This is a genomic window from Aeromonas sp. R2-1 (genome assembly GCF_040908425.1).
GTDB lineage: Bacteria > Pseudomonadota > Gammaproteobacteria > Enterobacterales > Aeromonadaceae > Aeromonas > Aeromonas caviae.
In genome coordinates this window covers 291,457-304,428 of sequence record NZ_JBFODR010000023.1, presented here as the reverse complement: position 1 = coordinate 304,428, position 12,972 = coordinate 291,457, and the positions used below count along the sequence as shown (strand labels likewise).

The following is a 12,972-nucleotide window of genomic DNA, read 5'->3' as shown; positions in this document are numbered from 1 at the left end:
AATACTCGGTCATTAAGGAAGCGGCAGATTATAGGCGATTATGCCGCCGGCTCCTATGGTGACTGTGGCTTAGCCGCTATAATCGCCGGCCATTTTCCGCGGGCAGGTACAGGAGGAGGGCCGAATGGGGCGCAACAACGGTTTCACGTTCAAGCAATTTCACATCGATCACGACCGCTGCGCCATGAAGGTCGGTACGGACGGCATTCTGCTGGGAGCCTGGGCGCCGGTCGACAGCGCCCGCCGGGTGCTGGACATCGGCACCGGCAGCGGCCTCATCGCCCTGATGCTGGCCCAGCGCAGCACGAACGACTGCCACATAGACGGGGTGGAGCTGGATAAGGATGCAGCCATGCAGGCCCAGGAGAATGTGGCGGCCTCCCCCTGGCGTGAGCGGGTCACCATCATAGAGAGCGCCATTCAGGATCACCTCGCCCCCCCTTACGATCTCATCGTCTCCAACCCGCCCTATTTCCCGGCAGGCCAGACACTCCGCGATCCGGCCAGGGCTCTGGCCCGTCATACCGGGGGGCTCGACCCCAGGGGATTGCTGGCCGCCAGCGATCGCCTGCTGAGCCGTACCGGGCAACTGGCCCTGGTGCTGCCCACGGCGATGGCGGATGAAATTTTATGCATTTCGTCGAGTTATGATCTGTATGAGCGTTGTTATCTGGCTGTTACTACCAGAGAGGGGAAAGAGGCAAATCGTGTTTTATTGCTGCTTGGCAGAGGATTAAACAAGTGTGAGAGGGGTGAAATTGTGATCCATTCTGCCACGGGAGGCTATTCCGACAGATATATCCAACTAACCAGCCCCTTCTATTTGAAGATGTAAATTTTGCCTTGAACTATTTTTTCACATCATTATGCTGACTGCTAAATGAGCGCCCGCTCAAGACCAGTTCAAACCACTGGTCGCGATGAAAAAACCAGCGGGGCTCTTTTTTTTACCCCCGGAAAGTGCCGGTCACTGACAAATAAAAAACTATAACAAGCAATAGTTTACAAGACAGACGAGGTTGAACTTGACGAAATCACTCACATTGTCCGATGTACTCGGATTGGGCTTCATGACCTTTGCGTTCTATCTGGGCGCAGGCAACATCATCTTCCCGCCCCTGGCCGGCTTCATGGCGGGTGAGCACCTCTCTCTGGCCATGCTGGGCTTCCTGGTCACCGCCGTGGGCCTGCCCCTCATCACCATCATCGCCGTCGCCAAGGCTGGCAACGGCTGGGCCGGCATGACCAAGCTGCTGCCGACCGGCGTGGCCACCGCACTGGCCGTCGCCATCTACATCATCATCGGCCCGGCCTTCGCCGCCCCCCGTACCGGCCTGGTGGCCTACGAGATGGGCCTCAAGCCCTTCCTTGGCGACATGGGACCATCCGGTCTGGCTGCCTACACAGTACTGTTCTTCGGCGTGGCCATCCTGGTCTCCCTGAACCAGGGCAAGCTGATGGATGCCATCGGCAAGTACCTGACCCCGCTGCTGATGCTGCTGCTGCTGACCCTGGCCATCGGTGTCTTCGTCGCACCGCAAGGAAGCATGCCTGCCGCATCCGGTGACTACCAGAGCACCCCCTTCGTGAAGGGCATTCTGGAAGGCTACAACACCATGGACACCCTGGCGTCCCTGATGTTCGGCGCCCTGATCGTCGACCTGCTGCGCCAGAAAGGCATCCATGACTACCAGAGCCAGTTCAAGTACCTGGCCATCGCGGGCATCATCTCTGCCATCGGTCTCTCCGTGGTCTATGTCTCCCTGTTCCAGCTGGGCAACACCGCTGCCGGCGTCGCCACCGACGTGAGCAACGGCGGTGCCATCGTCAACGCCTACGTGCTGAGCCTGTTCGGCCAACCGGGTCAGTTCATCCTGGCTGCCATCATCACCCTGGCCTGCTTCACCACGGCCGTCGGCCTCATCTCCGCCTGCTCCGACTTCTTCCACAACCTGACCGGCATGAGCTACAAGAAGCTGGTCGTGCTGCTGGGTGTCATCTGCGGCGTCGTGGCCAACGTGGGCCTGAGCCAGCTCATCAGCCTCTCCATTCCGGTGCTGGTCGCCATCTACCCGGTTGCCGTGGCGCTGGTGCTGGTCACCTTCCTGAAGGGTTACTTCGGTCGCCCCCGCCTGGTGTTCCGCTCCGTGCTGCTGGTCGCCTTCCTGTTCGGCTGCCTGGACGGCCTGGGCGCCGCCGGCATGAAGATGGATGCGTTCGCCTTCCTGCCGCTGTTTGACAAGGGCCTGGCCTGGTTGCTGCCGACCCTGCTGGCCTGTGGCCTCGGTGTCATGGTGCGTGGCAATGGCAAGCTGGCAGCAGAAGCAGCCTGATAACAGATCTTGACCAAATAAAGAGGCCAGCATTCGCTGGCCTCTTTTTTGTTGGTGCAATCTGGTTCATCCGTTGTGGAGAGCGCTCCTCAGAGTACGGTTGCGGGCTTGGGTTTGCCTGCAAGACCGTACCAGTGATGCTCAAACCGGCCCGCATGCCAGCGCAGGGTGCCCCAGGGCTGGTCAGCCTGCCAGCGCGGGAAGTTGATCTCCACGCGGTTGTCTTCGTACTTGTAGAGAGAGGTGCTGATCTCGATATCCGACAGGATAAGCAGCACCACCCCACCGATGACACTCCATTTCAGCATCTTCCACATGGCGATTACTCGAAGCAGATCTCGATGGTGGCACGGCCATACTCCGATTCGAACGGCATCATGATCTTGGCGCCGTCGGCCCGGTGAGTAATGGTGTGATTGGGACCGGAGACGATGACCGGGGTCGCCATGTCGAACTCATAGCCCTTCTCCCCCAGCATGCGTTTGGCGCCGCCCGTCACCATGTTGGTGATCTCGCCCACCATGTCGGTCACTTCCTCGTTGATGGTGGCCGGCGCCTCCCCCAGCATGCGGCGCATGATCTCCAGTGCCAGCCCCTTCTCGAAGCTGATGGAAAGGGAACCCCGGGTCTGCGGACCCACCATGCCAATCAGGCCGGAGACATCTCCCCGAGCCAGCTCGTCCGTCTTGCGCTTGGGCGCGCCCGGTTTGAGTTCCAGCTGTGCCATGGTGGAGAGCACGTTGAGCAGGGAGAGCAGGAACGGGTTTACAAAATCAGCCTTCATCTTGACTTCCTACGGTAGCGGAACAGCGGGCACATTGACCATGGGCTTCTATGGTCTTGTTGGTAATAGTAAAACCATGCTGATGAGCCTGCTCGGAAAAGGCGCCGTCGATGGCGGGATCGTGCAGCTCCACTACCTCACCGCAACGATCGCAGATCAGCAGTTGCATCGGGTGGGCATGGTCGAAGTGGCAGCAGAAGATGAAGGCGTTGAGCGACTCCACCTTGTGGGCAAAGCCCTGTTCGAGCAGGAAGTCGAGCGCCCGATAGACGGTAGGCGGTTTGGCATGAGCCTCGGTCTGCTGCAACTGGGCCAGCAAATCATAGGCACTGATGGCATTGCCGTGGGCGGCAAGCAGCCGGAGCACCTGGCGCCGTGTCGGGGTGAAACGGATCCCGCGCTGCTCGCAGAGGCGTTCCGCTCGTTGTAGAAGTTGGTCTTGATTCATGTTCACGCAGATACCCTGTCAATTAGCCGGATACTATCACAGGGCCCCCAGTGCGCGGCGACAAAATTCATTTTCTGGGGCTGTCTCACGTTGTGATAGAATCCCGCCCCTTGTTTGGCCAACCCGGATGATTTTTATGCAGGCGCAGCGCTTTTCCATCGCCCCCATGCTGGACTGGACCGATCGGCATTGCCGTTATTTCCACCGTCTGATGACCCGCCAGACCCTGCTCTATACCGAGATGGTGACCACGGGCGCCATCATCCACGGCAAGGGCGACTATCTGGGTTACAGCGAGCAGGAACACCCTCTCGCCCTGCAACTGGGTGGCAGCAACCCGGCAGACCTGGCCCGCTGCGCCAGGCTCGCCGAGGAGCGCGGGTATGACGAGGTCAACCTCAACGTCGGCTGCCCTTCCGATCGGGTGCAAAACGGCCGCTTCGGCGCCTGCCTCATGGGCGAACCCGCGCTGGTGGCTGATTGCGTCAAGGCGATGCGCGACGTAGTCGACATTCCGGTCACCGTGAAGACCCGTATCGGCATCGACGATCAAGACTCCTACGAGTTCTTGCAGGCCTTCATCGAGCAGGTAAGGGACGCCGGTTGCGATACCTTCATCGTCCATGCCCGCAAGGCCTGGCTGAGCGGCCTGAGCCCGAAAGAGAACCGCGAGATCCCGCCCCTCGATTATCCTCGCGTCTACCGGGTCAAGCAGGATTACCCGGAGCTGACCATTGCCATCAACGGCGGGGTGACCAGTCTGGAGCAGACTCTTGAACATCTGCAGCACCTCGACGGGGTCATGATGGGCCGCGAAGCCTACCAGAACCCCTACATTCTGGCCCAGGTGGACAATCTGGTGTTCGGCGAGAACCGTGCCGTGCCGAGCCGCCACGAGGTGGTGCGGATGATGCTGCCTTACATCGAACAAGAGCTGGCCAAGGGAAACTACCTCTCCCACATGACCCGCCACATGCTGGGGTTGTTCCAGAACATGCAGGGCGCGCGCGCCTGGCGTCGCCATCTGAGCGAGAATGCCTGCAAGCCGGGGGCCGACATTCAAGTGGTGCTGGACGCCATGGCCAAGGTGCCGGAGTTCGCGCCGGCCGACGCGGTGGAGTGATCATGTACCGCTTCACCGGATCCTGGCTGCACAAGGCCCTGGTGCGTCTGTGCGCCGGCCTGCTCACCATTCTCGGCATCAAGCTCAGCGCCTTCTATTTCATCGGGCTGCTGATCGTGCTGGGGCTGCACCGGGACCAACTCCTGGGCTGAACGCCACCTCTCCCGAACAAGAAAAAGCCGGCGCCCCTGCGCCGGCTTTTTTGTCACCACGGAGGCGACCCGACAGTCTGGCTTACTCCTCCTGAACCATGAACTGGAGTTCAGGGGGAGAAGAGGTCAGCACATCGGCGCAGTAATCCCAGGTCGAGATGCGGTAGTGCTGCAAATCTTCATCCAGGTGCAGTCCATCGGATTCCTGATGGAACCAGCTGGCGAAACGGGACGGGGTAATGAGCTGGATCTGCTCCTCGATGACGTGGCTATCACGCCCCTCCGCCAGATCGCAATCCTCCATCACCCGCACCGCGAAGATGTGGCGAAAACTCACCCGGCACAGGGGCAACGGAGGCAGATCGATGCTGCGAGCACGCCCCAGCATGACGGTCAGGGTGTCGCTCCAGATATCCTGATGCAGTTCGGCCACGACCAGGCCGGGAGGGAGTTGACGAGAGGGAGCCCAGGGGACGGCTACCTGCCGAATGGCATTTTTCTGTTCCATATCCACCTCGCTACAGCGCATGCCATATCCTGAGTGTATCTGAAACAAATTTTGACGAAGATGGCAAGAAAAAACCCGGCACAAGCCGGGTTTCATTTGATTACAAGACGACCTTATTTGACGGCGTCTTTCAGCGCCTTGCCAGCCACGAAGGACGGCACATTGGCAGCTGCAATCTGGATCTCTTTACCGGTTTGCGGGTTGCGACCGGTACGGCCCGCGCGATGGTTGACCTTGAAGGTACCAAAACCCACCAACTGAACGGCATCGCCCTCTTTCAGGCTCTGGGTAATACCATTGATGATCTCTTCCAGAGCGACTTTGGCCTGAGCTTTGCTCAGGTCTGCTTTGGCGGCAATTGCATCGACAAGTTGAGCTTTGTTCATAACATTTCCTTTATGATCGGGCATTTAGCACCGGGCCACTCTATTCAAAAAAAAACACTCAGGCAAAGGCTTTATCAGCCGGATTGGCTTGAATGCTGGGGTTTTCATCAAGATCTGCGGAAATAGTCACATATATCGCCCCCTTGTCCCCTGGATGGGCGACAGGATGCGAAGTACCGGTGGGGAGAGGCATGCAAATCCCCGCCTGATGTAACAATATCCCTACACTCCTATTGACGGTCAACTGGATTTTCCCTAGTTATAGGAGTGTCGTCAGTCGATGAGAATGACCGAAGGCATGCGACCCGAGAGCCGCATGTCATGCCCATGGAGGGACTATGTTAACTGAACTGGAAAAAACCAAGCGCGCACTGGCAGGCAAGCACAGAGCAATAGATGACTGGCTGGATGCCAGACAGGCGTTGCTGGTCGAGTACATGCGACTGGCAGGCCTCATGCCCGCCAAGTGCAAGCAACGCACCCTCCCAGGCCATGTAGAACTGCAACGTTTTTGCGAACAACTGGTCGACTACGTCAGCGCAGGCCATTTCGAGATCTACAACCACGTCGTCACCGCCTTTGAGCAAGCCAGCGGCGACAAACTGGAGCTGGCCAAGCGCATCTACCCCCATATCCGTGCCTGTACCGAATTCGCGCTGGAGTTCAACGACAAGTACAGCAACGCCGACGAAGCCCAGTTGCTGCAACTGGACGAGGATCTGAACCAACTCGGCCCCGTGCTGGAGGACAGGTTCAAACAGGAGGATCGGCTGGTCAAGGCGCTGCAGGTGGTGGAATCCCTCAGCCATCAGCAGGTCTGATATTCAATATCGGAGCCAGTTCAATATCCTGGCGTGCCAGCTGGATTACACTCTGCAACATGAAGAATGAGCATCTTGCTCGCACGCAGACCGGAGACGACCATGGCCGAGCGCCGCCACTTTACTCGGATTTTCTATTTGACCGCCGCCAAGCTCACCCAGGGTGAACACCAGTGGCGCACCCAGCTGGTCGATGTCTCCCTGCAGGGAGCCCTGCTGCTCAGACCCGAGGCTTGGGTCGCCAGCGAGGACAAGGAGTACGAAATCTGCTTCGTGCTCGGGGGCAGCGACATCGAGATCAAGATGCAAGTCGAGCTGACCCACGAAGCCAGCAAGAAGCTGGGGTTTTACTGCCACCACATCGACATCGACAGCGCCACTCACCTCAAGCGGATGATCGAGCTGAACATCGGAGAGGAGCAACTGCTCCATCGCGAGCTGGAGCAGTTGCTGCAAGAGCACCGAGACCACGTCCCCCCCGAATCCTGAGCGGGCGGTCAGAAAAACAAAGGAGCGTTCATACGCTCCTTTTTCATGGTTGGTTACAGGGCCTCGAGGGCATCGGAGAGTTTCTTCACCGGCACCACCTCCATCCCCTCGATGGGATGTTTGGGCGCATTGGCATGCGGGACGATGGCTCGGCGGAAACCGTGCTTGGCCGCCTCCTGCAGTCGCTCCTGACCCGAGGGCACGGGCCGTATCTCGCCGGAGAGCCCCACCTCACCAAAGACTACCAGATCCTTGGGCAGGGCCTGATCCCGGAAGCTCGACACCATGGCCAGCAGCAGCGCCAGATCCGCGCTGGTCTCCTCGACTTTGACGCCACCCACCACGTTGATGAACACATCCTGATCCGCCATCTGCAACCCGCCGTGACGATGCAGCACCGCCAGCAGCATGGCGAGACGGTTGTGATCCATCCCCACCGCCACCCGGCGCGGATTGGAGAGCTGGGAGTAATCCACCAGCGCCTGCAACTCCACCAGCAGGGGGCGCGTGCCTTCCCAGATCACCATGACGATGGAGCCCGGAGCCTGCTCCTCCCCGCGGCTGAGGAAAATCGCGGAAGGGTTGCTCACTTCCTTCATTCCCTGCCCGGTCATGGCGAAGACCCCCAGTTCGTTGACCGCACCGAAGCGGTTCTTGTGGGATCGCAGGGTGCGAAAACGCGAGTCGTGCCCGCCATCCAGCAGCACGGAGCAGTCGATGCAGTGCTCCAGCACCTTGGGGCCCGCCAGGGTGCCGTCCTTGGTGACGTGGCCCACCATGAAGATGGCCACATGATTCTGCTTGGCATAGCGTGTCAACAGCGCCGCCGACTCCCGCACCTGGGAGACGGAACCCGGCGCGGACTGCACATCCGCCACGTGCATCACCTGGATGGAGTCGATGACCATGATCTGAGGTTGCTCCTGCTGGGCGATGAGACAAATCTGCTCGACGCTGGTCTCGGACAACATGCGCAGCTTGTCCGTGGGCAGACCCAGCCGACCGGCCCGCATCGCCACCTGTTGCAGTGACTCCTCACCGGTCACATAGAGGGTCTTCATGCGCTGTGCCAGGCCGCACATGGTCTGCAGCAACAGGGTCGACTTGCCGGCCCCGGGGTTGCCGCCGATAAGAATGGCCGAACCGGGGACCACACCGCCACCGAGTACGCGGTCCAGCTCCTTGAAGCCCGAGCTGAAACGGGGGATCTCCGTGGTAGCGATCTCCGCGAGGGTCTGCACCTGGCTGCCGACGGCGCCCGCATAACCGGTATAGCGAGCGCTCTTGCCGGATGTCGTCACCCCCAGTCGCACCTCGGTGATGGTGTTCCACTCCTTGCACTCGCTGCACTGACCTTGCCAGCGGGTGAAGTCGGCTCCACATTCGGAACAAACATAGGCGGTTTTGTTTTTGGCCATGGATAACTCGGGGACAGGATGAATTCCTGCTTGATATACTTGTTTGCGACCGGCAGATCAAACCCAGAATCGGAAAAGTGACTTTCCGCGGCAGGAATACATGGATTCAGAACAACCACTACATCTGATAGAACAACTTGTCCCCCTGCTCCGGGAAAAGGACTTCGACGAAATCTTCAACCGTCTGACCCAGAACGAAAATACCAACAGTCGGTTCCTGCTGAAGATGGAACTCAAACGTAAGTGCACCCCCTGTCGGCGCGTCATCGACATGCGCAACGAGCTGGGCGCCCTCTGTCAGGTGCATGAGTTCGACGGGGTGACCCACTTCATGCCCGCCGAGGCCATCGAGCTGTTTCAATCCCAGTGCTACCTCTACCGGGACAGCTACACCCTGGGGGTCTACGAGGCGCTGCAAGCCTGGTACAAGCTCAACCAGGGGCGCAGCGACAATCTGGCGCTGCCCATCAGCCCGTTTCGTCCGTTCGATGTCAGCGCCATCCCCTTCGCCAGCCATTACGGGCGACAGGAAGAGCGCATGCACTTCAGCTCTCCCATGGTGCTCCAACTCGCCAACGGCGAGAAAATCCTCGCCAAGAGCTCCGACATCTCCCTCGGCGGCATCCGGGTATCCGTGCCCTATCTGCCCGACTACCAGACAGGCGACCTGATAGCCGTCTTTTTCACCGGACTGGAACGCGATCATCCCCATCCCCTGCTGCGTGACCCGGTCAGCTACCAGATCCTGGGGGAGGAGAGAAAAGAGGACAAATTCTGGCTCAGGCTGCTCAAGAACGGCGAGCATCCGGTGTTCGACGAGTTCCTGCGCGACTTCATCGAGCGCAACCGCAGCCGCTATCGCGTCAGCGTCGACTACCTGCTCTCCGCCGCCGTCATCAAGGGGTATGAGCAGTTCTATCTGCCGCGCATGACCGGCATGCCCCTCTATTTCGGCAAGGGCAGCATCCCCGCCCTCGAGATCGCCCTGCGCACCGAGAACAACCAGCACATTCTCGAATACTGGCGCGACGCCAAGAACCGCGACATGCTCGCCAGCCTCTTCACTGCGGCCCGCATGCCCTCGTTGCTTCCAGGCAAAGAGGGGCTGCGCGAGACGCTGATCTACAGCTTTACCCATGCGGTACGCAGCCACCTCTACTTCTTCTCCGCGACCCGGGAGGAGCTGGAACAGAGCGGACTGACCGCGCTCTTCTTCCAGATCGGCGCCCGCCGCCCCAGCTGGCGGGTATACAAGTTCAGCATGGAAGCCTGCACCCTGCGGGAGGCCGACCTCGACAACCCCCAGGGCGGGGCGAGCCAGTTGCAGGACAGGCTGCTGCGCGAGCGCCTGGCCCAGCTCGGATACGTAGGCATGCTGCAGGAGATAAACCTGGACAACCAGCGCGACGAGTTCCAGCGAGAGACGGGTCAGGATCCGCTCAACGCCAACGCCTTGCAGCGCTTTGGCCATGACATCCATGCCGCCCCCTTCGAGATAGAGACGCTGCACTATGTGCAACTGCGCAAGGAGGCGCGCTACATGCACAAGACGGCCATCGTCTTGCATCACAAGGAGCGAACCTGGGTCGGCTGGACCCGAGACATCTCGGCCCACGGCATGCAAATCGAGCTGGAGGAGCCGTTCGACGGGGAGAAGGGAGACATCATCACGGTGGCTCTGCCCCGTTTGCAGGAGCTCGCCAGGAACATGGACCTGCAACGCCTGCCCTATCGGCTGGTCAGCCTCAACCTGAGCAGAACCGTGCTGCATCTGTGCATCGAGGGGACGGCTGAGCGCCATACCGGCCACCAGTTCTTCAGCCTGCTTATCGAAAGCAACCAGAACAAGCTCAAGACCACCCGGGAGTTCAATCGCTATCGCGGCATGGCCAGGGCGCTGCGCAACCTCTACACCCACCACCTGTTCAACACCCCCGTCTATGTGAACAAGCTCAAGGCCGCCCCGAAACTGGCCGCGGCCGGCCTCTCGCCACAGCCACGCAGCCTTTCCCGTCTGCTGCGCATCTGTGCCGAGCAGGATCAGCAGTTGAACCTGTATCCCCTGTTCCAGGGGGCGCTGCTCAAGGCCCTGCTGCTCAATCCCCTGCGCGCCATCGAGCGGGAAGACAAGCCGGAAGAGGAGGAGGTCTACATCGCCGCCCTCCACTCCCAGGGGGGAACCCCCCTGTTTCGCAGCCACCTGGCCAGCAGCTTCAGCTCACCGGATCAAAAGCGCCGCTTCATCGAGCTGGCTCGGCAACAGGGAGAATTCTATTCGGTACTGGTGGGTATTTCGCGCACCGGCCGCCCGGACACCAGCTTCATCGCGGGTGAACTGGACTACATCGCCAAGTTCGCCATTCACAAGGCCAAGAAGCTGGAAGAGGAGCTCTGGAGTGTCGTGGGCGTGGGTGAACTGACCGATACCACCGAGGCGACCCTGTTCCGCCTTGGCATACCATCCGGGCCCCGCTAACCAGCAGGGCCGGGAGACAACAAAAAACGGGCACGCAAGCGCCCGTTTTTTGTCTATCAGGCAGCCTGGGGGTTGCGCAGCCAGGCGAGGATGTCGGGGAAGTGATCCTCCTGTGCCTGGGGGGCCGTCAACATGTTGATGTGGTCGTAATCGAGGCGGTTGCCGTTGTCCCGCCCAAGGCGGGTGTGGCGGGCGGCCGAGCCCATCTCGTCGCTGAAGCGGCGCACGTCGACGGGGTGGCCAAGAACCTTGTCCGCCTTGGCGGAGATCATCCAGAGCGGGGGCCAGTTGACCCGGCTCGCCGCCTCGTCATAGGCGAAACCGTCAAAGGGATCCTGCCAGGGCCCGCACTTGACCCAGGGGATGGTCTCCTGCAGGTAGCGCAGGGGCTCATCATCGGCCCCTATCTTCAACCGGCGGGCGGCCAGAAACCCCTGGCGGCGCGCCAGCCAGGGGGCGAGCCGGTTCCAGATCAGATCCACCTTCAACCAGCGCTCCGGGTTCTGCACCGAGACCCCCCGCTTGGTGCCGAAGAACACCAGGCTGGCAACCTGCTCCGCCAGCTCGGGGAAGCGCACCAGGGTCGAGGCCATGATGACGCCGCCCCAGGAGTGGGCCATCCAGTGCACCCGGGCACCGGCATGGCGGGCCGATACCCAGCGCTGCAGAGCGGGCAGATCCTCGGTGATCAGCTCATGCTGACCGTGGCCGGCCCGCTCGGCGATGGTCGGAGTGCTCAGACCCCGACCACGCAGATCCGCCACATAGACCTGATACCCGTGGCGAGCCAGAAAGCAGGCCAGCCCCTTGCCCGATTCGGTGTAGAAGATGCGGCCGTTCTCGATGGCCCCGTGCACCATCAGGATGGGGTCGGCATGCACCGCGACACCGGGCTGGATATGGCGCACATGGAGTCGATGCTCACCGCAGGGGACAAACAGGGATTGCTGTAACAGTTCCATCTCGTGATCGGCTCCTCCTTGAGCGGGATCAGCACCAGCGCCGGTCGCGACAAGCCAAGGCGCCGAGCAGGCAGAGCACCCCTTCCAGATCGTGGTGATTGAGGGTCGCCGCCGCCTGGGCACGTACCAGGGGTTTGGCATGAATGGCAATACCAAGCCCCGCCACCCCCATCATCTTGAGATCGTTGGCACCATCGCCGACCGCGACCGTCTGGGATGCAACCACCCCGTACTCCGAGGCCAGCTGTTGCAGCGCCTCGGCCTTGGCGGCGGCATCGACGATGGGGCCGCTCACCTTGCCGGTCAGCAGGCCCCCTTCCACCGCCAGCTCGTTGGCGAAAATGGCATCCAGACCCAGAGCACGCTGCAACTCGCCGGCAAAGCGGGTGAAGCCACCGGAGGCGATCGCCACCTTCCAGCCAGCCTGCTTGAGGGTATCGACCATGAGTGGCAGGCCCGGCATCCAGGGCATGTCGGCCGCCACCTCGTCGAGGATGGTGACCGGCGCCCCTTCTAGCAGCGCCACCCGGGCACGCAGACTGTCGGCAAACTCCAGCTTGCCCTGCATGGCTGCCGCGGTAACGGCCGCCACCTGCTCACCGACCCCGGCCAGCCGCGCGATTTCGTCGATGCACTCTATCCTGATCGCGGTGGAATCCATGTCCATCACCAGCAGACCCGGCTCACTCAGGGTAGGCAGGGCGGCCAGATGACACAGGTCGATGTCCCACTCCTGGGCTTTGAGCGCCTGCACCAGCTCGGGGGAGAAGCGGTTGGTGCCAAGCAGCAGCAGTGGAATACCTGCCTGCTCCCCTGCGGGATAGAGGCTGGCCTCGAGCCCCAGGGCATCCAGCTGCTGGGCCAGGCGGGCCAGATGACCGGCCTCCAGCCCCTTGCCAAACAGGACAATCCAGGCGCTGTCGTGGGCGTTGGCCGCGGGCAGCAGGGCTTCGTTGGTGAGCTGCCAGCAGGGGGCACAGCTCAGGGCCCCGGACCAGTCGTGCAGGGAGCGGGGAAGTTGGGACAACAACATAAGAGAGACGCCTTCCTTGGAAATCATGGGGTTCATCAT

Annotated in this window: 15 protein-coding genes; 7 read left to right on the top strand and 8 right to left on the bottom strand. The window is 61.0% G+C overall.

What is annotated here, in order from left to right; genetic code table 11:
• Positions 1-124: 124 nt before the first annotated feature.
• Both AB5Y80_RS07690 and brnQ read left to right on the top strand, forming a co-directional pair.
• Positions 125-835 (top strand): tRNA1(Val) (adenine(37)-N6)-methyltransferase, encoded by a 711-nt coding sequence (locus AB5Y80_RS07690; protein WP_227263068.1) that lies wholly within the window; start codon positions 125-127, stop codon positions 833-835.
• A 190-nt stretch (positions 836-1,025) separates the two neighbouring features.
• Complete coding sequence (brnQ, locus tag AB5Y80_RS07685; protein WP_039040015.1) at positions 1,026-2,333, top strand: branched-chain amino acid transport system II carrier protein; 1,308 nt, start codon at positions 1,026-1,028, stop codon at positions 2,331-2,333.
• 89 nt (positions 2,334-2,422) lie between these two features.
• On the opposite strand, the gene AB5Y80_RS07680 is transcribed toward brnQ, so the two are convergent.
• The 3 genes from AB5Y80_RS07680 to zur are packed head-to-tail and all read right to left on the bottom strand — an operon-like array spanning position 2,423 to position 3,565.
• Positions 2,423-2,650 (bottom strand): hypothetical protein, encoded by a 228-nt coding sequence (locus AB5Y80_RS07680; RefSeq protein WP_039039956.1) that lies wholly within the window; start codon positions 2,648-2,650, stop codon positions 2,423-2,425.
• Between the two features lie 5 nt (positions 2,651-2,655).
• Positions 2,656-3,117: a chemotaxis protein CheX gene (locus tag AB5Y80_RS07675; RefSeq protein WP_010673043.1), complete on the bottom strand. Its 462-nt coding sequence runs from the start codon at positions 3,115-3,117 to the stop codon at positions 2,656-2,658.
• Positions 3,107-3,565, bottom strand: coding sequence for a zinc uptake transcriptional repressor Zur (zur, locus tag AB5Y80_RS07670; RefSeq protein WP_010673042.1), 459 nt, complete (start codon positions 3,563-3,565; stop codon positions 3,107-3,109). The genes AB5Y80_RS07675 and zur overlap by 11 nt, the downstream gene beginning before the upstream one ends.
• Positions 3,566-3,701: 136 nt before the next feature.
• On the opposite strand from zur, the gene dusA reads away from it, so the two are divergent.
• Together dusA and AB5Y80_RS07660 are read left to right on the top strand one after the other, a co-directional pair.
• On the top strand, positions 3,702-4,688 hold the full coding sequence (gene dusA, locus AB5Y80_RS07665) for a tRNA dihydrouridine(20/20a) synthase DusA (protein WP_368172752.1): 987 nt from the start codon (positions 3,702-3,704) through the stop codon (positions 4,686-4,688).
• Between the two features lie 2 nt (positions 4,689-4,690).
• The gene (locus tag AB5Y80_RS07660; RefSeq protein ID WP_010673040.1) at positions 4,691-4,840 is read left to right on the top strand and encodes a hypothetical protein; all 150 of its coding nucleotides are present in this window, start codon (positions 4,691-4,693) and stop codon (positions 4,838-4,840) included.
• Between the two features lie 82 nt (positions 4,841-4,922).
• On the opposite strand, the gene AB5Y80_RS07655 is transcribed toward AB5Y80_RS07660, so the two are convergent.
• Positions 4,923-5,348 (bottom strand): hypothetical protein, encoded by a 426-nt coding sequence (locus AB5Y80_RS07655; protein WP_029313758.1) that lies wholly within the window; start codon positions 5,346-5,348, stop codon positions 4,923-4,925.
• 113 nt (positions 5,349-5,461) lie between these two features.
• A complete protein-coding gene (gene hupA, locus AB5Y80_RS07650) occupies positions 5,462-5,734 on the bottom strand; it encodes a nucleoid-associated protein HU-alpha (RefSeq protein ID WP_005305063.1) in 273 nt (90 codons plus the stop codon).
• A 338-nt stretch (positions 5,735-6,072) separates the two neighbouring features.
• On the opposite strand from hupA, the gene AB5Y80_RS07645 reads away from it, so the two are divergent.
• Both AB5Y80_RS07645 and AB5Y80_RS07640 read left to right on the top strand, forming a co-directional pair.
• The gene (locus tag AB5Y80_RS07645) at positions 6,073-6,555 is read left to right on the top strand and encodes an Rsd/AlgQ family anti-sigma factor (RefSeq protein ID WP_029313757.1); all 483 of its coding nucleotides are present in this window, start codon (positions 6,073-6,075) and stop codon (positions 6,553-6,555) included.
• Between the two features lie 102 nt (positions 6,556-6,657).
• Entirely contained in the window at positions 6,658-7,044 is a 387-nt protein-coding gene (locus AB5Y80_RS07640; protein WP_039040014.1) for a PilZ domain-containing protein, read from the top strand.
• Between the two features lie 53 nt (positions 7,045-7,097).
• Here AB5Y80_RS07640 and radA read toward each other — a convergent pair whose 3' ends face one another.
• Entirely contained in the window at positions 7,098-8,462 is a 1,365-nt protein-coding gene (gene radA / locus AB5Y80_RS07635; protein WP_368172751.1) for a DNA repair protein RadA, read from the bottom strand.
• Positions 8,463-8,562: 100 nt separating this feature from the next.
• Between radA and AB5Y80_RS07630 the strand changes: the two genes are divergently transcribed.
• On the top strand, positions 8,563-10,938 hold the full coding sequence (locus AB5Y80_RS07630; protein ID WP_368172750.1) for a PilZ domain-containing protein: 2,376 nt from the start codon (positions 8,563-8,565) through the stop codon (positions 10,936-10,938).
• A 56-nt stretch (positions 10,939-10,994) separates the two neighbouring features.
• Here the strand turns inward: AB5Y80_RS07630 and AB5Y80_RS07625 are convergent, their stop codons facing one another.
• Positions 10,995-11,900, bottom strand: a complete 906-nt coding sequence (locus AB5Y80_RS07625) for an alpha/beta fold hydrolase (protein ID WP_202040290.1) — start codon at positions 11,898-11,900, stop codon at positions 10,995-10,997.
• 28 nt (positions 11,901-11,928) lie between these two features.
• Positions 11,929-12,933, bottom strand: a complete 1,005-nt coding sequence (gene serB, locus AB5Y80_RS07620; RefSeq protein WP_160839083.1) for a phosphoserine phosphatase SerB — start codon at positions 12,931-12,933, stop codon at positions 11,929-11,931.
• Between the last annotated feature and the right edge of the window lie 39 nt (positions 12,934-12,972).